Source organism: Hyunsoonleella flava, from assembly GCF_004310325.1.
Classification (GTDB): Bacteria; Bacteroidota; Bacteroidia; order Flavobacteriales; family Flavobacteriaceae; genus Jejuia; species Jejuia flava.
This window is the reverse complement of sequence record NZ_SIRT01000008.1, coordinates 46,375-70,164: the sequence shown is the minus strand read 5'-3', so window position 1 is coordinate 70,164 and position 23,790 is coordinate 46,375. Positions and strand designations below refer to the sequence as shown.

12 protein-coding genes are annotated in these 23,790 nt (G+C 35.9%); 1 reads left to right on the top strand and 11 read right to left on the bottom strand.

All coding sequences use genetic code 11. The features are described from left to right. Position 1: 1 nt before the first annotated feature. The 8 genes from EYD45_RS10370 to EYD45_RS10335 form a co-directional block, all read right to left on the bottom strand. Positions 2 to 2,194, bottom strand: coding sequence for a BNR-4 repeat-containing protein (locus EYD45_RS10370; protein ID WP_130964482.1), 2,193 nt, complete (start codon positions 2,192 to 2,194; stop codon positions 2 to 4). Positions 2,195 to 2,392: 198 nt separating this feature from the next. Further along, entirely contained in the window at positions 2,393 to 4,867 is a 2,475-nt protein-coding gene (locus EYD45_RS10365; protein WP_130964481.1) for a BNR-4 repeat-containing protein, read from the bottom strand. A 196-nt stretch (positions 4,868 to 5,063) separates the two neighbouring features. Beyond that, positions 5,064 to 6,380, bottom strand: coding sequence for a Gfo/Idh/MocA family protein (locus tag EYD45_RS10360; protein WP_130964480.1), 1,317 nt, complete (start codon positions 6,378 to 6,380; stop codon positions 5,064 to 5,066). Positions 6,381 to 6,408: 28 nt separating this feature from the next. Continuing rightward, positions 6,409 to 6,723 (bottom strand): L-rhamnose mutarotase, encoded by a 315-nt coding sequence (rhaM, locus tag EYD45_RS10355; protein WP_130964479.1) that lies wholly within the window; start codon positions 6,721 to 6,723, stop codon positions 6,409 to 6,411. A 140-nt stretch (positions 6,724 to 6,863) separates the two neighbouring features. Then, positions 6,864 to 7,688, bottom strand: a complete 825-nt coding sequence (locus tag EYD45_RS10350) for a T9SS type A sorting domain-containing protein (RefSeq protein ID WP_130964478.1) — start codon at positions 7,686 to 7,688, stop codon at positions 6,864 to 6,866. Positions 7,689 to 8,022: 334 nt separating this feature from the next. Then, positions 8,023 to 10,197 (bottom strand): beta-xylosidase, encoded by a 2,175-nt coding sequence (locus EYD45_RS10345; protein WP_130964477.1) that lies wholly within the window; start codon positions 10,195 to 10,197, stop codon positions 8,023 to 8,025. 143 nt (positions 10,198 to 10,340) lie between these two features. After that, positions 10,341 to 11,924, bottom strand: coding sequence for a RagB/SusD family nutrient uptake outer membrane protein (locus EYD45_RS10340; RefSeq protein WP_130964476.1), 1,584 nt, complete (start codon positions 11,922 to 11,924; stop codon positions 10,341 to 10,343). Positions 11,925 to 11,936: 12 nt separating this feature from the next. Next, positions 11,937 to 14,978 (bottom strand): SusC/RagA family TonB-linked outer membrane protein, encoded by a 3,042-nt coding sequence (locus EYD45_RS10335; RefSeq protein WP_130964475.1) that lies wholly within the window; start codon positions 14,976 to 14,978, stop codon positions 11,937 to 11,939. Between the two features lie 223 nt (positions 14,979 to 15,201). Here EYD45_RS10335 and EYD45_RS10330 point away from each other — a divergent pair, with 223 nt between their 5' ends. After that, complete coding sequence (locus EYD45_RS10330) at positions 15,202 to 16,074, top strand: hypothetical protein (RefSeq protein ID WP_130964474.1); 873 nt, start codon at positions 15,202 to 15,204, stop codon at positions 16,072 to 16,074. Between the two features lie 77 nt (positions 16,075 to 16,151). Here EYD45_RS10330 and EYD45_RS10325 read toward each other — a convergent pair whose 3' ends face one another. The 3 genes from EYD45_RS10325 to EYD45_RS10315 all read right to left on the bottom strand — a co-directional run bounded on the left by EYD45_RS10325 (position 16,152) and on the right by EYD45_RS10315 (position 23,778). After that, complete coding sequence (locus EYD45_RS10325; protein WP_165453923.1) at positions 16,152 to 19,109, bottom strand: carbohydrate-binding protein; 2,958 nt, start codon at positions 19,107 to 19,109, stop codon at positions 16,152 to 16,154. Between the two features lie 243 nt (positions 19,110 to 19,352). Further along, entirely contained in the window at positions 19,353 to 22,331 is a 2,979-nt protein-coding gene (locus EYD45_RS10320; protein ID WP_130964472.1) for a glycoside hydrolase family 2 protein, read from the bottom strand. Between the two features lie 28 nt (positions 22,332 to 22,359). After that, complete coding sequence (locus EYD45_RS10315; protein WP_130964471.1) at positions 22,360 to 23,778, bottom strand: cellulase family glycosylhydrolase; 1,419 nt, start codon at positions 23,776 to 23,778, stop codon at positions 22,360 to 22,362. Positions 23,779 to 23,790: the final 12 nt, after the last annotated feature.

The following is a 23,790-nucleotide window of genomic DNA, read 5'->3' as shown; positions in this document are numbered from 1 at the left end:
TTTAATTCTTTATTAATTTTATAAATACTGGTTTATCCAAATTCAATTTAACAAAATAGATTCCATTTGGTTTATCTTCTATATTTAAAGATATTTTTCCTGCGTTAACCTGATGTGTTCTAACACTCACCAACTGCGAATGGATATTATAAACTTCCATATCAATAGTCTTTAAACTATTGGGAATATAAATTTCAAATAATCCGTTAGATGGATTAGGATAAGCTCTTAAATCTTTAAGTAGATTAATGGTTTTGGATAGCTTACCTTGGCAATCATCCTTACTTGTAATTTGTAGATTATCACCATGGTTTACATCGACATAAAAACGAGATTGATAGGTTTCCAAAATTTGCTGGTCATTAATGTAAACAGCATAAGGTGGCGTCCCAGAATCCACGGAAACCTCTACTGACTTTTTATCTAGCAATATTTTTCCTGTAAGACTTGCACCGCCCTCAATCACTACCTCATAACAGTGACTGTAATTTTCTCCAACCACTTCTATACAGAAATCGTATGTTCCTGGGCTCAGGTCTTCAATGGTTATGTCTTTGTTGAAATTGTAGGTTGTACCAGCGATAGTTGTCGTATAGTCATGTGTAGCGTCTCCTGAAATAACTAGCTTTCCGTTACCTTTGCCCTCACATGTTTCTCCAACAGCCTGTATTGTAAAATTATTTGCCGCTGTTGGGTCGGTAGGTACTATATCTAAATCAATAACTTGGAGATATAATGGCTGTGCACTACCAGAACTATCTTCCATTAAATAATAGTATGCCTTACCATTTTCTATGTGAACAACGCCGTGGTCAAACTGTCTTCCGCTAGTAGCTTCATAAACTTTCTCAAAATTATCAGTTCCACCTTCTGCTTTGTATACAACAACCCTACCGTTATTTAAGCCTACTGTGTAAACATTAGCCCCTGATGTGTAAAAAGATCCTGATATAGATTGTTCTGTAGTTATAAACTCTGTAGCACCTGCTGGCTTATAGGTATGTAAGTTTTTAGTGACGTTATTATCCAAATCTCGTACCTCACTCTTAATATGTACATCACCGTTGGAAGTAACTGTCCAATCAAAACCTCCTACAATGCGCACTCTATTTGGGTTTGTTGTCTCTACGTAATCTCCTGGTTCCATAACTTTTATAAAATCGGCATCCCATAATGGCAGACTAAAAGATTCACCTTTGTAATTTTTCCAACCTGTAGCAGCCGTTTGATCATCTGAATAGGCATAATACACCCCGTTTTGATAAAGATATTTATCATTATTATTTGAAGACCTGCGTTGAAAACCAATACGAAACTTTCCGTTTACGTATTTCATATCACCATAAAGTCCCCAGTTATAATCAATTCCTGGTTGGCTTTTTGCATTTAACCTATTAAAATCTATGAAGTTGCCCCATTCTCCAGTATTGGCATCATATTTTATAAACTTAAACATACCATTGTTATTTCCACCTTCACGCATGAGCATAAAAGTCTCCCCATCGTCATTTTGGAAGAATCTTGGGTATGTTAAGGCACGAAATTCAGATTGTGGAGCAATCCCCGGCATTCTTAAATGCTTATATCCTCCTGTACCATTTGGAACAAATTTATCCAAAGTAAAATCAGCATCTGGCAAAGAAGCTGCATCTTTAACAGAATATGAATATCTAAAGTAATCATTAGCCAAACTACCATCGGATGGTTTTGTAGGACTATAAGCATGCATATCATATAACAAATGTATAGTACCATCTAAAGGACTAACACCTACAGCTATAGTATTATGTGATTCTCCAAGCCACCATCTATTCTGAAACCCAGTATGTCGGTGTGGAAACTCTATAGTCGCCATTGTACCAGTAATAGTATTGTAGCGTGTTAGCATTACATGTCTATCAGTTTTTCCTCCACGGTACCAGGTCATAAAAACATAGTGATTATATGTTTTTATAGCATCTCCATGGGCAGAAATATTACGACCAAAAACGAAATCATAAGAATCAGGGTTGCCATTGTCAGGAGCATCTCTGTCAGTAGATTTACTACTGCCATTAAAATGTAAACCCAAATCAGTTATTTTAACTTCTTTTTCTAAAACAACCTGTGCATTAATTTTAATTGAGAAAGCAAAAAGGAATATGCCTAACATAGTTATGCGACATACCGTTATAAGAGTAGGTATTTTATTCATAGCTCACTATTTTTCTTATAATTTATAAAATTAATTATTTTAATGTTTTGAAGTGTCCTGCACTATAGGGTAATAAGTTGTTTAGTATTAAAAAAAATATTCACAAGACATACACCTAATTAAGTTAGAAAACCCATTGAACACAAGTCTAATATTGGGTTTACCGAATTAAATTTGAACGATTACTCCTAAAAAAACTTATCGAATAACCAGCTTTTTATTGTACGTTCGTTGTAAATCATCAACAACTTTTATAAGATAAACACCAGGAGTAAAATTTCCATTATTTTCAATGACTAGTCTGCCGTCAGTAGTTGTGGTCATATAACGCATATTTCCAAGTATATCATATATTATAATATTAGCCCTACTCATACCATTTAGCGCTACGGTAAAACTTCTGGATGTTGGATTTGGAAACACTTTAACAGCGAGACGTGTATGCTCATTTATATCAGTACTCAAAGTTGTTGATTCTACTATCCATTTAGACCGGTTATCATTGGCATCAGCCAAAATATTATAATACGCCCCATTTGATTGATGGTATAAATATCTATTCGATTCTCTTGCTTCAAATCTGTAAGTACCATCTAATTGGTTATAATATACTGTCCATACTTTATCAGAATCTTGGTTAGGGGGTTCTGCAGAAGAGCTTATCACAGCGTAAGGCGTGGAAAATGCAGATCCTGTGGCGCGTAGCACCCCTCTTTTTTTTGGATCTATACTATAATAATCATTACCATTATGCGTCGTGGCTAAAAATCTGAACTCCAAATCTTCTAAGTCTTCCACATAGTCACTTTCTACCAATGTACTCTGTCCGCTCGATGCCTTTAAATACTTTCCAGTAGCTAAATTCTTTATTCTATACACATCTCCTGTTAAATCTGTAGGATCGTTTATTTTAATTGTAATGGTATTCAGGTTAGAAGAAACTGTTTCATTATTGGCATTGTAGGCAATAGCTTGTATATTATGAGTTCCTTCTGTTGAAGGCGTCCAGTCAACTGAAAAAGGTGCTGTGGTATCTTCTCCAAAATAGGCATCGTTTACCCTAAACTCAATTTTTGAAATACTGCCATTTTCATCAACTGCGTTTGCAGAAATTGGCACCGTTTCTCCTAGCATAAAAGTCTCCCCATCATAAGGAGAGGTTAATGACACCCTAAAAGGCTCTATATCAATATCTAGATCTATTATCTGAAGATACAAAGGTTGTGCATTACCACTTTTATTTTCCATGAGATAATAATACAATTTCCCATTATTAATATGAACTCTACCGTGATCAAAAGTTCTCCCCGAAGTAGCTTGATACACCGTAGTGAAATTATTCGTACCCCCTTGAGCCTTCTGTATAAAAATTCTACTATTTTTTAGCCCAATTATAAAAATATCATTCCCAGCAGTATAAATGGCTCCTGCTCCAGCAAAGTCTTCAGAAGTAATAAAATCAGATGCTCCAGCAGGTTTATATGTATGCAGGTATTTCGTGACATTATATTGATTATCTTTTACTCTACTTATGATATGTACATCTCCATTTTCAGTAACCGTCCAATCAAAACTACCCACGATATGAACCTTATTTGCTTGCGTTGTCTGTACGTAGTCTCCAGGCTCCATAACCTTTATAAAATCTGCATCGTATAGTGGTGTTGTAAAACTTTGACCCTGGTGGTTTTTCCAGCCACCAACCCCATCCTGATTATCAGAATAGGCATAATATACGCCATTTTGGTATTGGTATTTATCATTATTGTTTTGGGACCTTCTCTGAAAACCAATTCTAATTTTTCCATTAACATATTTCATATTACCATAAAGCCCCCAGTTATAATTAATTCCTGGTTGACTTCTAGCATTTAAAGCATTAAAATCTGTGAAATTAGACCAGTTCCCTGTTCCTGCATTATATTTTGTAAACTTGTACATCCCATTGTTATTACCCCCTTCACGCATTAGCACGAAAAGGTCTCCTCCATCATTTAGAAAGAATTTAGGATAGGTTAATGCTACAAATTCTGATTGCGCAGCACTTCCTGGCATTCTTAAGTGTTTATATCCACCATTACTATTTTGAACGAATTTATCCAGAGTAAAATCTGCATCAGGTACCGTTGCCACATTAGGAACAGAATATGAATATCTAAAATAATCATTTGCCAAACTGCCATTAGACGGCCTAGAGGCACTATAGGCATGCATGTCATAAAGTAAATGTATAGTGCCATTTAAAGGGCTCACACCAACGGCAATGGTATTGTGAGATTCGCCAATCCAGTATTTATTTTGATAGCCGGTATGCCTGTGTGGAAATTCAATAGTTGCCAAGGTACCTGTAACTGTATTATAGCGAGATAACATGACATGACGATCGCCTTTCCCGCCACGATACCAAGTCATAAAAACATAGTTATTGTAAGTTTTAATACAATCGCCATGGGCAGAAATATTACGACCGAAAAAATAATCATAAGGTGCATTGTCTCCCGTATTTGAAGCACCACTAGACACCTTACTCCCATCAAAATGCAACCCTATATCAGTAATTTTTACTTCGGTTTCTAAAACAACCTGGGCATTAATTTTAATTGAGAAAACAAAGAAGAATATGCCCAAAATAGAAATATAGCATACCTTTAAAAGAGTAGTTTTTTTATTCATAGCCAATTGTTTTTCTTTTAATCCATAAAAATAGTTATTTTCACTTTTTAAAGTATCCTGTACTATCGTGCAGTATATTGTTAAGAATAAACTATATAAATTAAATCACGGAACTATATAATTCCAATTACATCACCTAAGATAACTTTAAAAGTGGTGATTTCTTAATATGGATATTTAATTAATAAGAAAAACTCTAATTATACTCTCTAGGAACTCTATATCTTGCCTTGTTGGCTAATCTGTTTCTTTTAAATCGTTCTTTTTCTGGGTTCCAGTGTAAAGTCTCATTGAATTCATAAGCCATATTAGCGATGTTACAAATGGTAGAAGTTCTATGTCCAATTTCCACATGGCAGATGGGTTGCTTTCTAGTTTTTACAGCATTGATCCAATCTTGATAATGATTTCCATTGGTTTTAAATATGGTTTCCATATCTAAATTCATATCTAAAATGATGGAAGATGGTGTACTTTCTAAGTATTTTCTGCTAACATCCATTGATCCTGAGGTACCTATAAAACGGACTCCCCAACCACGTCCAAAATCTTCATGAACCATCTCAATACCGTTCTTATAATACATTTTTAATCCTCTAACGGCATTGGGGTCTTTAGGGGGAACATAAGTAATCGGACCAGAAAAATCCATGTCAAGAAACCATTGTACAATATCGAACATATGCGCACCCCAATCTGAAAGTATACCGCCAGCTGTTTCTTTATAATTGCGCCAGCTTGGATATCCTTTCACGGTTTTAGGAGCAATTTTGGAATTATAGGCCAATAATGAGGCTGGTCCACACCATAAATTCCAATCAATTCCTTCAGGAAGGGCCTCTTCAGGTAGATTATAAGGTTTTGCGGGATCTCCAACATTCACTATTACTTTCTTTAAATCTCCTAAATATCCCTTATCAATAATTTCTTTTGCTTTTTTAAACCTATCCCAAGAACGTTGCATGCTACCCACCTGTAATATGCGATTGTACTCTTTAACCGTATCCACCATGGCTCTACCTTCGTTTATTGTATTCACCATGGGTTTTTCACAATATACATCCTTGCCTGATTTCATAGCATCTATTGATTGAATGGCATGCCAGTGATCTGGTGTTGCAATAACAACGCCGTCAATATCTTTATCCTCCAATAATTCTAAATAATCAATGTATGTTTTTACACCTTTGTAACTACTTATACCACGATGACTAGCATATTTACTCTCAACGAGGTTTTTAAACCAAACTTGTTTTGGCAGCCATACCTCTGCACCAGCAACTATTTGAACATCAGTTTTAGATGTGAAATAGTTGGCTAAAATACCTCCTTGTTTGCCCAACCCTATGAAGCCTAAATTAATTTTGTCGCTTGGGGGCGTAAAACCTTGTCCCAAAACATGTCTTGGTATAATACTAATACCAAATACAGAAAGAGCACCGTTTTTGATGAAAGCTCTCCTAGTGGTCTTAGAGTTAATTGCAATTTTATTTTTTTTAGCTTTTTTGGGCATAGTTTACTTTTTCATATTCAACTATTAGTTACGGCATATAGAAAACCTCTTCCAAAGGAATAGAAACAGGAGAGTTGTCTGCATTAACTTCCATTATGTCAGCCATGTAATCCCACCATTTTTTTACTATAGGGTTATCAGCTAAGTCTTGAGAACCACCTGAACCTGATACTTTTTGGAACGCAAAAAGCGTACTAGTTTCTTCGTCAAAGAAAATGGAATATTCGCTTACACCATTATCCTTTAATAATTGCTTTAACTCTGGCCATAATTCATTATGTCGCTTGGTATAGGCCTCTTTTTGCCCTTTGTTTAGTTTCATTTTAAATGCTAGCCTCTGCATAATGTAAAAACGCTTTTATTTTTAGTTTAAATCTTTTTTTAAAGATACATCAGATTTTTTTTTATTCGATATAAAAAAAAACATTCTATCTTTTACCAAGATAGAATGTTTTTAAAAAAATATGTTAAGTACCGAGTATATTACTGCTTTACTATTTTCTTAGTAAACGCACCATTATCGCCTTGTATTTTAACAAGATACATACCGCTTGATAATGCACTTGAATCTAAAGTAAGAGATGTTTCACCATTTACTTCTCTAGATAAAACTTGTTTACCTATAAGTGAGAATACAGAAATAGAGTTAACATCTGCAGTTAAACCTTTAATGCTGATCTCACTATTCACAGGGTTAGAAATAAAAATTGAGCTTGAGTCAAACTCTTCATTGCTTAACGTACCTGCTTCTAATAACCACTGCTGATTCAATTCAATTGGATCAGTAATAGCTGGCCCTTGGAACCAAAACCCGTTAGCATCAAAAAATGCCTGATCTTGTTCAGTTAAGTAAGAATTAGCTGTTTTGGCTTGAATTAAAATTATTTCTCCACCTAATTCCCAAACGTTTTGCACTTTATCAGTCATACCTGAAGTAGCATCGAATTGTTTGGTAGTAGAAAACACTTCATTCATAGCACCTGCACCAGCCATTCTCATAACACCTCTTGAAACACCAGGTCCTCCCATATCTATAGTATAAAACGTTGATCCTGAAATTACTGTACTATTTGACATAAACCTGTGCACTTGTGTTTCATCGTTTGCATCAAAAGCGACAGGCGCATATTTCCCTAAAGTGTCATCGTAAGCTAAGTAATTGCCCGTTGCCATGTTTCTTATACGATACGTTTGGCCATCACGTGCAGTGTTTGGTTGCTCAGTAGCACCTTGTGCAAAAGAAAAATTTTGAACTGTAAATGCTAATACCATTAGCAATACAATTCTTTTTAAAGTAATTTTTTTCATAATTATGAAGTTTTAGTTATTTATTCGTTTAAAATAAATAAAATTTTTGGTGTCACCTATCCTGTTGTATCCTGTTTATCAGGATTTTTACTTTTAAAATTTAATTTTTGTGTTCAAAACCTAATTAAAAAAGTGTTTTCTTATAATAAGAAAAATATTATTCTTACATGATTTTAAGCAGTTACTTTTTTAAATACTACTTCGATTAAATAGAAAAAAATATCATCTTTTGGAAAATCTCACTGACAATCCACGATTCATCTATCGCTCTTCAGACTGTTGAGTAAAAGTTATAATCCACCATTTTTATAGTTATCTTAAGAGTAAAATTGTTTTATTTAACTGTCAACTTAACCGTTTTCAGATGTTCTTTTAAAGACGATGCCCCAACAGAAATGGTAAATGTCCCAGGCTCTACCACTTTTTTCATATTTTGATTTAATACATTTAACTCATCAAAACCAAGCTTAAAACTTACCGTTTTGGTTTCTCCAGGTTTTAGTGTGATGCGTTGAAAACCTTTAAGCAGTTTTAAATATCTACCCACGGATGCATAATCATCACGCACATACATTTGAACCACTTCATCTCCAACTCTATTGCCTTTATTGGTAACTTCAACTGAAACCGAGGTTGATCCATCAGCATTAATAGTAGTATTATCTAATTTTGGTTCGCCATATTCAAACGTAGTGTAACTTAAACCATACCCAAAAGGGAATAATGGAGATTTATCTGCATTTTTAAATAAGCCTTTACCCGAACCTATAAAATCTGGACGCTCTAAATACGTTACAGGAACCTGCCCTACAGATCGTGGAAAAGATACTGTAAGCTTACCTCCTGGATTCACATCACCAAAAATAGCATCTGCAATAGCATCTCCAGAACGCATACCTAAATACCATGTTTCTAAAATTGATGGGATATTTTCTACAACATAATTGATTGATAATGGTCTACCATTAATTAAAACAGCAACAATAGGCTTGCCTGTTTTATGGATTGCTTTTACCAATTCTTGCTGCACACCATATAAATTTAAATCGGCTCTATCTACACCTTCACCACCAGTTTTTCTTGAACCTCCAATAACTAGAACAACTGCATCAGACTTTTTTGCTGCTGCAATTGCTGCGGGAAAACCTGCTTTAGAATTACTTAATAAATCACAACCTTTTGCGTAATTAATTTTTACTTTATCACCTACTTTAGCTTTTATTCCATCTAAAGCAGAAACATAAAATGGTGGTAAACCGGAGTAGCCTCCTAATAAAGAATAGGTTCCTTTTTTAGGTCTATTTTCATGAGCATTTGGACCAATTACAGCTAAAGATTTTATGTTAGACATATCCAAGGGCAATACGTTATTATCATTTTTTAATAAAATAATTGCTTTTTTTGCCATTTCATAAGAAAAATCTTGATGTTCTTTTTTACCAGCATATACTGTTTTAGTATCAATCTCTTTTGGTTTAGTGTCGAATAAACCCAAATTATATTTTGCGGTTAAAATACGAGAGGTAGCTTTGTCTATATACTTTAACAACTCTGGATTCTGTGTAACCGTATCTTTTAACACTTTAGAATTGTATGCTGCTAGTTTTTCGTTCTTTCCAATAACTAAATCCATATCAACACCCGCTTTTAAGCCTAAAAGAGCTGATTTAGTTCTAGTTTCAGCAATAAAATGCATAGTTCCTAACCTTGCGACGTCATTATTATCAGAAACAATAAAACCATCAAAACCTAGTTCATCTCTTAAAATATCTTTTAACAACCAAGTGTTCATGTGATTTGGAACTCCATTATAATCTTGATGCCCTGGCATAACAGAACCTACCTTTGCTTCTTTTATAGCAGCCTCAAAAGGTGGTAAGTAAACCTCTCTTAAACGACGTTCTGACATATCACTAAATCCACCATTGATACCTCTTCTATTTTCTGGATACCCAATAAAATGTTTTGCAGTTGCTATTACGTGATTCTCATCAAATCTTTCATCACCCATACCTTGTAACCCTTGAATAAATGCAACACCCATTCTAGACACCAAGTAAGGATCTTCTCCATAAGATTCTTCTACCCTACCATATCTTGGATCACCAGAAATAACATCTAAATTAGGCGAATACGTATGGGTAACTCCTAAAGCTCTCGCTTCTAGAGCTGTTTGTGAAGCCATTTTTTTAATCAATTCAGGTTGCCAAGTAGAAGCTGCTGCAATAGCTTGCGGATATACAGTGGTGTTACCATAATAATCAAGTACAAGCCAAACCCCATGAAGTGCTTCTGCATACTTCATATATGGAATTCCTAACCGTTCATTTGCAGGAGCATCTTGCGTCATTTCAGCTATTTTTTCGTCTAAGGTCATTTGACTTAATAGTGCTTCGACTTTTTCATTTATTTCTTGATCTTTATCATTTCCTGCTGAATTTGATGTGCTAGACTGACAACCTGTAAACAATAAGCTAACTGTAATAAGTAAGAAGAGGTATTTTTTCATTTAATTTAATTTAACCAATATTCGACTACTAAACTAAAAGATATTTTTTCTTTCCCTATCCTGAACTGTCTTGTATGAAAAAAGGCTAGAGATAAATATCTCTAGCCTTCTCAAAACTAAACAATTAAAAAACTTACTGCTAATTAATTTCTATATCCATTATTAGTTGGATCTGACTCTAATAATGCAGGATTATTTTCTAGTTCCTGAAGTGGAATTGGTAATTTTACGTGATAAGGTCTAATATTATCAGCTGGAGTCCAAAAACGGTATTCTAAATTTTGGACAACATCTAATAGAATACCCCATCGTATCAAATCATATCTTCTGTGCATCTCTGCCGCTAACTCCCACTTACGCTCATCATAAATTGCTTCTCTAAATTCTTGTTGGCTTAAACCTAAAATAGCTTCAGCTTCTCCTTGTGTCGCAAAGGCACGCTCTCTAATTTTTCTAATATATTCGAAAGCTGTATTTGGGTTTCCTCCTGGACGCTCGTTCTCACATTCTGCAGCCATTAAATGCACATCTGCTAAACGAAATACCATTCTGTTATCAGAGTGATTAAACCTTGGAGATCTATCTAACTCCAAATTCCAGAATTTTGCCATGTATGGAAAATTTAAGTCAAACCCTAAATAGTTATCCACTATATTTAGCTCTCTTCTTAAATCATTCATCGGGAATTTCTCAGCAAAGTCTTTAGAAGCTACCTGTAATCCAGTACCATTAAACGCTTCACCTCTAGCAGCTAATGCATCTCCCAATGCAGCTCTTTCATCTGAATTTGCTGGCTCATCTCTTAAACGAGGATTAAACATGCTTGGGCGCCAGTTATTGTTACCAGCGAATGATCTCCCTGGGAATGCTGGATCAAACTGACTATTAATATCTCGAGCAAAATCTAAAGACCAAATAATTTCATCATTGTATTCGTTAAATTGATCAAACACTTCATTATAAGAATCTAATAATCTATGAGGAGATTGGTTTATAATTTCTAAACATTTGTCCAAACCTTGCTGCCATTGTTGTTGCTTCATGTAAATTTTAGCCATTACAATAGCTGCGGCCCATTTTGAGGCTCTACCACTTTGATCGCCAGTGTAAGCAGTTTGCAAGTTATCTTGGGCAAACTGTAAATCCTCAAGAACACCTGCGATGATTGTAGCTTCTGGAGTTCTACCTAAAGATCCGATTTCTTCCAAAGTTAATACCTCCGTATAGTATGGTGCATCCCCCCAAAGGTTAGTAATATGCCAGTAGCATAAGCCTCTGATAAATCTAGTATCTGCAATGATATCAGTACGAACACTGGCATCCCCTACATCCTCATTATCTGTTACTCTTTCTATAATAACATTAGCATTTAGTATAATTCGATAAAGGTCTTTCCAAGTATCTGAAACACTCATTTTTTGAACAGACACGTCTGCCAAGGCCTCATTCAGTGTGTAGTTTCCTATTGGCTGAACAAAATTTGCAGAACGGTTAGGTTCAATAATATCTGCACCATTATCGTAAAAATGATCCAGCCCTACTTGACCGTATAAAGAGTTGTTCTTTAAAATGGCATACATACCCTGAACCGCTTGTCTTGCATCATTTTCCGAAGCAAAAAATGTTTCAGGAGAAATAAGTGCTTTTGGATCTTCTTCTAAAAAGCTTTCGCAACTAAAACATGCGAAAACCATAAAGACGTATAAAATTATATTTTTTGTTTTCATATTATTTTTTTTTTAAAAAGTTACATTTAAACCAAGTGTTATAACTCTTGGGTTAGGATATTGCGCACTAATATAGCCTTGTAAAAGGTTATTACGACCAAAATTACTTGCTTCTGGGTCTATTAACCTGGTATTAGAGAATAGCAATAAATTGGTTCCAGATAGATAAACTGTAGCATTTTTAATACCATTTAATCCCATCTTATCTGTTGGGAAATTGTAAGCCAATCGTACCGTTTTTAAACGGATATGAGATCCATCTTCAACATACTCAGAATTAGGAGGTGTATTAGTTACATTGTCTCCTCCTGCTCTAGGAATATTAGAGGTTGGGTTATCAACCGTCCAACGGTTACGTATGTCTCCGAATTTAACAGTCTCTCCACGGTTGAAATAATTGTTCCTCATTGATAGGTTGTATACTTCATTACCTTGAGTTCCTTGGAAGTAGAATGAAAAGTCCCAGTTCTTGTAAGAAAAATTGTTTTCAATACCAAAGATTAAATCTGGAAAGGGGCTACCTAACACCACTGCATCTTCTGTTGATGCGATACCGTCTCCATTTAAATCTTCAAAGTGAGATCCACCAACGATTTGAGGGTCAGTTCTACCTGACGCATCGATTTCTTCTTGACTTTTCCAAGTACCTAAATATCTAACTCCAACAAAAGTAGGAACAGATTCTCCTACAATTAAACGGGTATTGCCTGAACCTAAAATAGGATCTGCAACAATATCAATAAAATCAACACCACCAAGATCTAGAACTTCATTCTTGTTGGCTGATAATGTTACGGTAGAATTCCAATTAAAGTTTGATGTACTCACATTTGTTGAATTCACTAAAAGCTCCCATCCTGTATTTTTTAGAGCTCCTATGTTTTGTAATTGACTATTAAAACCTGTTTGTCTTGGAATAGTTCTTTCCAAAAGTAAATCTTCGGTTTCCTTATAGTAATAATTAAATTCTGTAAATACTCTACCACCAAACAATGACGCTTCAAGAGCAATATCAAAAGAACTTGTGGTTTCCCATTGTAAATTAGGGTTTGCAGGCCTACCTAAAGTTAAACCAGGCACTTCTGCGCCATTAAGTGTTGTGTTTGCTCCTGTTAACAATCCAAGAGTACTGTATGGATCAATAGCTTGGTTACCCGATTTACCCCAACTCGCTCTTAATTTTAAGTCTTGAAATACATCTTGGTCTTGCATGAAATCTTCCTCCGTTATTTTCCAAGCAGCCGCTATAGAAGGGAAAAACGCATATTTATTACCTTCTGCAAAACGAGAGCTACCATCTGATCTACCTACTAAAGTTAAAAGGTATTTATCTTTATAAGAATAATTTAAACGTCCGAAAAAAGATGCGAATTGAAAACCAGTAAAGTCACTTGATACTATAGACCTTGTAGGGTCGGAGTTATTTAAATTATTAAATCCAGTAGCATCACTAGTAATACCAAAAGCTTCAGCCTGAGCTATCTCTGTAGATACTTTTTGAAAAGAAGCACCTGCAAGGGCGGTAATACTATGATCTTCACCAAAATCTGATTGGTATTGTATAGTATTTTCATTGTTCCACCCATTAGTATTTACAGTACGGACGCTGGCAGTTCCTTGTCCAAAATCCCCAATCGCAAGTAAACCAGGCAACTGGCTAGAACTAAATCTATTTTGCTTCGTATTGTTAAATTCTGGACTAAATGTTGAGCGGATAGTCCAATTTGGAGCTGGACTATACTCCAAATATACCGTTGCTAATAAGTTATTAGTAAAGGTTTCATTCGTGTTTAAGGCAATAGCAGCTAAAGGGTTGTTGAATGGTGAACCAACTACCTCATCAAAACCATTAAAAGAACCATCGTCATTAAAAGCAGGTTGTGTACGAAGTATTCCAAAAGCTGCCTGACTAAAACTGGCCAGTGGATTATCTTGTTCTAGTCTTGAATAATTTAATCTAAACCCAGCTTTTACTTTATCGCTCAATTTAAGATCTAAATTTGTTCTAAAAATGTATTTTTCAAGACCAGAGCTTTTTACAATACCTTCTTGATTAAAATAATTTATTGAGGTATAGTAGTTTACATTATCAGTAGCTCCAGAAATGGAAACATCTGCATTATAAATTGGAGCTGTACCTAATACTAGGTCTACCCAATCATTGTTTGGATATGTTGATGGATCATCCGGAAAAGGAATAGCTACACCCCTGAAATTTGCGTGCTCATTGGTAAACTCTATTTGCTCTCTTTGGTTTAATCTATCCGGTAATTCTGGCAACATTTGAGAACTCGTGTAAAGATTTACACTTATTTGCGGTTTTCCCGTACCAGCACCCGTACCACTTTTAGTAGTAACCAGTACTACTCCATTCGCACCCCTAGCACCGTAAATGGCGATAGACGAGGCGTCTTTTAAAATCTCAATGGATTGGATGTCATTACTATTAATGTTGTTTAAGTTAAAGTTAGTACCTACAATAATACCATCAATTACCCAAAGCGGTTCGTTACTACCAGTAATAGAGTTACCACCCCTTACTCTAATAACAGTACCCGCACCTGGAGCACCATTTACCTGAGTTACTTGTACACCAGAAGCCCTACCTTGTAAGGCTTGATCTACCCTCGCAACTGGAAGGGCTGTAATATCTTCTGAGCTTACAGAAGATACAGAACCTGTTAAATCTGATTTTCGTTGTGTACCATAACCAATAACAACTACCTCGTCAAGAGCGTTGTCTTGTTCTAAGGTTACATTAATTGTTGATTGATTTCCCACAACTACTTCTTTTGTAGAATAGCCTACATAAGAAAAAATAAGTGTGTTTTCTGCGCTTGCATTGATGGTGTAATTTCCATCAAAATCTGTACTTGTTCCTGTTGTAGTTCCTTTTACCACAACTGTGGCTCCCGGGAGAGGCTGTCCGTCTGCAGTAACTGTTCCTGTAACAGTTTGAGCAAAAGACATTGCTACACATGAAAACAAGAAAATGGTTAACAACCTAAATTTCTTAAAATTAGGCGGCGCATTTAGTTTAGTTTTTAGTTTCATAAATCTTAAGTTAATTTGTTTTTAGGTTTCTAAAATATTTCTTAAAATTTTATCAAGTATCCTGTACTACCCGTTATGGGCTGTCCTGTATGATTTCAATTCTTACAAAAACCTATATTTTTTTAGCACACAGGATACAACAGGTTACTAAATAACAGTATCTAGTCTATTTTTAGCTATGAATTATTATCACATTTAAATCATTAAAAAAACTTCGCTGACCATGACGTTTAGAGTATCGATCATAATATTCGCTTTGCTAACTGCATTGCCAAACTTTTCCCAAAACATAAACCCTCCTAATGGCCGTATTGCTATTGTAGCTGACGGCAACTCTCCAGATCCTGACGATTTAGGAGGAACTTCAATTTCTATTGCACTTTTAAGAGCATCTGGATTAGAGAACAGGTTAGTGCATTATTCCCATAGTTGTGATTTAGTAAGGGATGATCGCATTTCTGAAAAAGCCGAAAAAGAAAGACATCATTTAATGCAAATAGCTTGTGATATGACAGCTAGACGCTGGGGCGGTTTTAATAATTTGACGTTTTATGACGCCATATGGCAAAAAGAAGAAACTATTAACGATTTATGTTGGGCCATAAATGCTTCTACCGCAGAAGATCCTCTATGGATTATAGAAGCTGGCGAACCCGATATTATAGGGATGGCTTTACAAAAAACACCTAAGGAGAAGCACAAATTTGTTAAAGTAGTAACCCATCATCCCGCTAATGATAATGCCGGGGATTTTTATACTTGGCAACAAATTTTAGATTTTGGTATTGAAGAAGTACGTATTCCTGACCAAAACATTAATTTAAAACTGGATCACGAAAAATGGGATTGGGCGAAAAACCATGCTGATCCAAGAATACGACTCATTTGGACTATTGGGAATATTGCTGAAATAGATAATATAGTGAATTTCCAAAAAGGCAAATGGGATTGCTCTGATGCTGGCATGGTATTGTATTGGATTACAGGTGCTAATGTAAATAATGGACTAAAAGCAGGGGGTCTGGAAGTAGTGAAATCTCTTTTAGAAGATTACGTCAATAATCATCCTGAACCTTCAAAGAAAAAGAAAAAATGAGTGTTGCTTTGTTATGAATCAATAAAATAAGTATAGCGAACTGGTTTGCTTTACATTTAATTCGCTTTAATACTATCCTAGTCATATACCAACCGCTCTACAGTTCCTTCGTAGGTCTTTAAAATATAAATCCCCTTTGAATATTTAGAAATATCTATCATCTTTCCTTTTCCATTAGATATTTTTCTGCCTAACAAAGAGTAGACTTCCCAAGTTTTAGATATACTTAAATGAAATATCCCATCACTACTTGGTACAGGGTAGACCTTAAATTCATTTTGAAGCGCAAACTCATCAACACTTAAGCTTCCAATTCTATTTAAAGTTACGTAATCATAAGAGGGCCCAGCGCCGCCACTCGGAATTTTTAGCTCCAAAATCCATAGTCCACTTTGTAAATCAAATTCATCTGAAGTGTAATCCTGAAAAACGCCCCCTTCAGTTATTTTTCTTATACCATCAGTAGTTGAGCCGTTTGGTGCTGAAAACAACAGTTCTGATGAAGATAAATCCTTTGGTAAGAGATATGCCGCGAACGGTTTTGAAGTACTAGAAAATGTTCTGTAATTCACCAACATTTCATACCTACCTGCTTGAGTTACGTTTATAGTATATCTTAAATACTCATTACCACTTAGAGATGATACTGCAAAACCAGTTCCACTAGCTATTATATCCACATCTTCACCTATTGCTGTTCGATATACTCCTCCTGAATTTCCTGAGGACGAATCATTAAAAGCAAAACCCTGTCCTCCTAAATCATAATCCTCAACTTGAATTACCCCGGGAACAATATGCGCTGTTCCCGAAAACGGCCTTGTTGGATAATCTGTACTAGTCACTATAATTGTGCTCTCCTTAGTTCTGCCCCTATCATCGGTCAATACCAGTTTTAAATTATAGGTGCCTTCATCAATATTCTCAAGAAGTGCATCATTTTGCCCAGAATATCCCCATGTGTAGGGCGCAGAAGTAATACTACGCACCAAAACGTCATTTATAAAAAGTTCTATACTGGCAATGTTCTCGGGTGCGCTGGTTGTAGAAGCTTCAACCTCAATAGCATTTCCAGGTTCAATATTATCCAAATCATTCGGTGTCACAAACATTGGTGCTTCTAAAATTGGAACCGCAGTTATATTCATTCTGTCTAGATTGAACCCCCCGTTCTGCACATTGAGTTTCAACTCGTGAAGCCCTTTCGTTAAAGGAACCGTTAATTTTGTGGTGGTCTGAAAATCGGTGGCACTGGCCGTTTGTGGCAATGAAAAGCTATCGAAAACAACAACATCGTCAATCTCTATACTGACCAAAGCCCCAGCTGTTGCAGATGCGTATACAAACTCAAAATCGTAATCATCGGCGTTCAAAACATTGACATCATATTTTAACCATTCGCCGTTTTGGGTATCGCCAACAAAGGTGATTCCACTATCTGTTCCTACATCTGCACCCTCCGTGTCAACTCCCGGACTTAAGGTATTATCTGTTGTTGTATCTGAAAAACCAACACCTTCACCCCCATCTTTATAATCTTCGGCTTCGATAGTCCCCGCAATAAGATGGATGGATTCATCAAAATATACTCCTGATATTTTACTTACAGATAGTGGTGGTAGCGTAATTGTACCTGTACCTTCTTTGACTAACTGTAATGGATCAGAAAAGTAATCTATGGGTGCTACTTCTCCTAAATTATCAAATATCAGTGCTTCGTGCTTAAACGATCTTGAATATACCACATCGTCAAACTTCAGCTCAAAAGTTACCGGCTTATCGGTTAAGTTAACCGCCACAACTTTGGTTTCCCCAAATTCATTGGTTGTTGCCCTGGCGTTTACTGCGTTGACAGAACCTCTAGATACGGTTAATTGTGCCGAAGACGTTACAGTCCCATCCATCATTGTAGCATCTCTAAATACATCTTGAATAACTTCATAAACTAAAAGATTACCTTTTTTTTGCAAGGGGTAAATTGGTTCTCTGTTACTACCTACAACAACCATAGAATTGGCTACTCTATTAAAAATAAACCAGTTTGCTCTTTCGTAAACATCTTTGTTCTCGGCTAAAAAAAGATATACATCTGCAATGCCTAAACATGCCGCTGCGTGTAAATTTTCACCAGAAGAAATACCCCACTCTGTTAACCAAATTGGTTTATCAGGCGCAAAAGACCTTACCCAATTTGTATCTTCTTCTAGTTCTAATTTTGCTGTTAATAAATCGCTATAAGCACTATTACTGCCTAAAGCCAAAGGGTCTTTTTTGAAATATTTATGCAAAGAAATAGCGTCAAAGAAATTACCATCACCTTTTATTTTATTATTATAGCTTTCGTGAGTTCTCCTCCAACTTAAGGGCAATGATAACTTAATATCTGGAAATTCTGTTTTAAGGGCACTTGAAACCTCAGAGGCGGCGGCCAAATACATTTCCGGGGTTTCAGTTCTCAAAGAACGTTGCCCTTTCCAAAAATGTTCGTTTCCTAGTTCAATAGCCTTAACCTCAAGACCTAAACCTATGTCTTTTTGCGCCCTGGCTACACTACTGGCACCATCGTCAAAATTAATGGAGTAAGTCCACATCATATCATAACCATCTCCTCCAGTTCTGTTCTTTTTTTGCGTGTTTAACTCTGCAATACCATCGATATCCCCTGTAATACAACATACAAAGGTTTGTAAAGCCTCTTCGTGGTCTCTATTATCGTAGGCATCGTCTTGATAGCCATCGGTTTGCCATTTATAAAAATTGGCCCAGACCCCATGCGGGAAACGGATGGTTACTGGATCTACAAGGTTGATAAAATCCTTCTGAAGTTGGGTGTCAAAACCTTGAATATTATAGCCTATGAGTTTATTATTGAATGGCTCCGTACTATCGGTATCTACATTTAAAGATGCCGTAATGGTATTGGGCAAGGTGAAGGGATAGTCCTGACTAAAAGATTTTAAGTTGAAAATTAAAGCAAAACTTAGCAGAAATATTGCTATACACAATCTATTCTTATAACCAATCCCCTGTTCCATATCAATTTTTTTTAAAGTTATATTAAATTGAAGCATAGACTGTCCCGTACCTTACTGGATTTTTGAATAAATTCGATAAAGCGTATATTAAACCGCACAAACCACCTGTATTATAGTTTTGTTTAGTTTGTATTCGTACTGTTATTGCCAAATTGCTTAAGGGGTTCGTATAGTGTTTGTGTTAACAGACTTGCTCGCATTAACCCCGCCAGTCAGGCTCCTAAAAAGCCAATCAGACTTTTTTTAATACTTCTTTCCAATTACCGTGTACATCCTACAAACCTTTGGCGCATCCCCATCGCTGTTCCCTGCCATGATTATACTCTCGCCAGCTTCGGCCACACGATGAAAAATAGACATTACAACATTACCCACTTTAATATTATCGCCAGTGTCTTTATAATCGCTTACAAGGAATTCTGGTCGTTTTACAGTATCATCATGTAATACATAGATGTGCATTTTCATCCCAGCGATGAATTGTAACTGGTCTCTAGCCCAATATTTGCCATCTGAATTTGGGGTGCGTATATACTCCGAACCTCTTAGATATTGTGGTATTACTGTGTAATTTTCCTCCATATCTGTATACGCCTTTTTACCCCAATGCATATTGGTACGTAACATGGCTTTACCATCGCCTGTGTAGCTGAATTTTGTAAATAATTTACTTTTATTTGTTTTTCCAGGAATGTATTCTGGGATTTCTGGAGTATATATTGGTTTTGGCTCCTCGGTGAGCACATTTTCAAATACTTGAGGCAATTCAGTGGCTAATCCATTTTTAATATCTACAGGATTTGAGTTTAATTTTACACGCGCTGTTGGCAAACCTTTTTGTGTAGCTGTTATTGTTACTTCTCCTGCTTCTAAAAGAGAGCGTACCGCTACGCGATTGATACCTGCTTCAATATCTAAGTACAAATTATTTGTGGAGTTTTGTTTACCACTGTTGTAACCGCCTCGCCAAATGGCTGGCCCTTCAATTGTAAAATCAACACGTCCTTTGGCGAGTGGACATCTTCTACCTTCGGCATCAACTACCTCTACATCAATAAGCGCAACATCAGAACCATCGGCACGCCATCCCTTAGGACCTCTAATTGGTGTTAATTTTAAAGCTACAGGCTTTCCTGCTGTGGATTTGGCCTGTGTTACCTTAACTTCATTATTAATGATACCTTCTGCTTTTATTTCGCCAGCTTCCCATACTACATTTTTGAAAGTGAATAAATACCCACTTGTAGGTGACATATTTTCTGCAACTAATATTTCGTTTATATAAAGTTTTACGCCTGCTGTGTTTGAGACTACTAAAATGTCTTTTTTGGTACCTTTTTCGTAATTCCAATGCCCAACAATATGTATCTGTGGTTCTGGACGCCACATTGCTTTAGTAGTGTAAAATGCCTCTTTTGGTAAACGTACTGCATCTACCTCTCCACTTGCTCTAGTGACTTCGGTTTGTCCGCGACCACCATGTGTACCATCAGTAAAAATCCAGTTTGCACCACCAACATGGTATGCCTTTCTACCCATTTTTTCCCACCAATGTTTTACTTGTCTTGCAGCAAATTGCTCAGAGGTAATTTTATAAGTATTCTTTTCAATATTAGGGTGACTGAAAAAATTATCATCTGGCGAGTGCTTGTCCCAAATACGCCTAGGTGCTTCTTCTCGCATATACTCACTTTCTATAAGAGGTAAATCTGGATATTCACGTTCCCAACCTTCTGTACCTATTTCAATTGAAATATAGCCTTCGGAATCGTTTTTAACGTCAGCCCTTCTGTTACCCATAAGGCGTTTTCCATTAGGATCAAATGTGTTTATAACATCTAAAATCTCCTGGTAATGCGCTTCACTTTCAGCCCAATTACCGCCTTCCCAAATAAAGATTGATGGGTGGTTACGATAATACACAATCATATCTTTAAAGGCTTTAATACGAATATCCCATGTCTCGCCTTTATCTTCACTCTCACCACTTACTCCAGGCATTAAGGTTACAAAACCATATTTATCGCCCATGTCTACTTCAGCAGGCGAACCTGCACAATGACCCCATCTTATGAAATTTCCGCCAGCTTCATCCATTAATTGAAAGGTATAATCACGCAACCAATCTGGAAGGGCCGCCCCTAATCCTGCCCAAGCATTGGTAGGTTTTTGCCCCCAACCATGCAATTTGGTATGCTCGCCATTATTGAAGAAGCCTTTATCCTTATCAAACTTAAAACTTCTTATACCTAGTGGTGTATTGTATGAGTCCACTGGATTTCCGTCTATTTTTAACACACTCTCTACAGTGTACATGTAAGGATGTCGAGTGTACCAAAGGTTTGGATTCTCAACGTTTGTCTTAGTGGAAAAAGTAAATTTTTCTCCTGCTTCAATATTTTGTTGTGTTGTGGATGATGCTACTAGTTTACCTTCATAATTAAATATTTTAGCTTCAAAACTTACCTTCTTTGCTTCATCATATTCATTTTGAACCTCAGCGTTTACAAATACATCTGCATTGGTTTCTGATATATTTCCTGCATAAACGTAAGTACCTAAAGTTTCTAAATTATCATAAAGTGGTAAGGTGATGTGTAGCGGATCCATCACATGTAGAAATACATTTCTATAAATACCACCATGTGTAGGGTGCCAATGTTCGTGGTTCCAAACTAACGGGAAATTATCTCTAAAATGATCGCCTCTGTCATTGTTTACCTTAACAGCTAAGATGTTTTCACTATCATATTTTAAATGTGGTGTTAAATCAAATCCGAAAGGAATAAACCCTGTTTGATTTTGCCCTAAATGCACGCCATTGATGTAAACATCTGCAATTTGACGTACCGATTCAAATTCAATAAATACTTTTCTTCCTTGATCTGATTCTGGTAATTTAAAATGCTTACGATACCACACCGTACCCCGCCATTGGTTTTCTTCACCATCGTGATGCCCAAGGCTGTAATCATCAAACGTATCGCTATCATTAAAGGTATGCGGACAACTAATCGTGCTCCAAGAGGTGTCATCAAAACTTGTGTTTTGTGCGTCTTGTGGGTTGTCTTTCAAGAATTTCCAATCGGGGTTGAAATTATATTTTGTTCTTGTTTTTTCGAACGTCTCTGAAATATTATCAGATTTAGTCTCGCAAGACGTATAAATCAAGGTTAAAAGAAGAAAAAAAAGAAATTTACTTTTGGAGATTTCATTTGTCATTTTAATATACTAAAAAAAATTGAATTGTTTAAAAATTTCGAATACCTGGAACTATTCGAACATTAAGATTTTTGTGTGTTTTTGGCCATTTCAAGATAATAAGTTTTTGTGTTTTTTCATCCCAAATAAAGTTTAAAGCATCAACACTTTCTGGTATTTTGTAAACTTCTAACCCCACGTTTTTTATAGGGTTGAGATATAGTTTGATATCATCACCTACTAATACTGAAAAACCATCAGGATAGTGCCTGTTTGCTCCTATAAAAATCTTTGAAACACCTAATTCATTTTTAGGTATAAAATTAACATCTAATGTTCTTGTGGCGTGATTGAAGAAGAACGATTGTATATTTCCTGCTATTTTTTGTGGAAATGGTCTGGAAATAACGTCCGTAATATATTTTCGCTCTACTGTTCCTGCATCGGTACTATCACTAAAAATGGCCCAAGTTGAAGGGCCTCCTGGTAAAAAATGTTGCATGGTTCTGTTACCTAAAAACCAAGCTTTAATTGAGCCAACTCCCATTCTATCAAAAACCTCAGCGGTTTTAATGTATAGTTCTCTATATTCTAATTGCCCTAACTTACCACTTATTAAGGTGTCGGTTTTAGCAAAGGTTGGGAAACCCCATTCCCCAATTAAAATTGGGGCCTTTAACAAATCAGATTCTTTATCAAAACGATCCATTACAGGTTTGATAAAATCAATCTTATTTTGATAAATATGTGGTGCAAAAACTACATTTTTACGATTGATAGGTGCTGTAATTTCAGCATATTGATTATTATCAATGCCTTCGCCTTTATTCATAAATATCGACTGAATCAATATCTTTTTATCTGCATTTATCTTTTGGCTTTCATCTATAATTTTTTGGTATAATGGAATTAGATATGTATGAGTTAACTGTTCATAAGAGATATCCATAGTAAGTTTTCGTGGTTCGTTTACCACATCATATCCTACAACTGCTTTATTATTAGCGTACCTAGTCCAAACTACTTTCCATGCGTCAATATATGTTTTGTATTCGTTTTTGCGGTTCAGCCAAAACTCTTCCCACTTAAATTCATCTACACCATAAACCGTCATTTTAAACACCGTTTTGATGTCGTGGTTTTTACCCAAAGTAACCAGGGTGTCCAGCTTTTTTAAGTAGTTGGGTTCTAATTGACCTCCAGGAAAGGCACTTAATTTTCCTAACTCCAAACGAATGACCTGGTAATTTGCACCCATCCTTACCATGCGGGCATAGTCGTCACTATCAAAAAATACTTCACCTTTATGGTCGTTGGTATTTACAACAAATCCTCTAGGAATAACGTGCCTACCTAAATCATCACGAAGTCCATGTTTGATTTGGCTAAAAACGGTCAGTGTAGAGAAGCCAAATAAAATAAAAAAAACTATTTTTTTTATGTGGGTTTTTGTTTTTTGAATTTTCATAAGTCCGCTTAA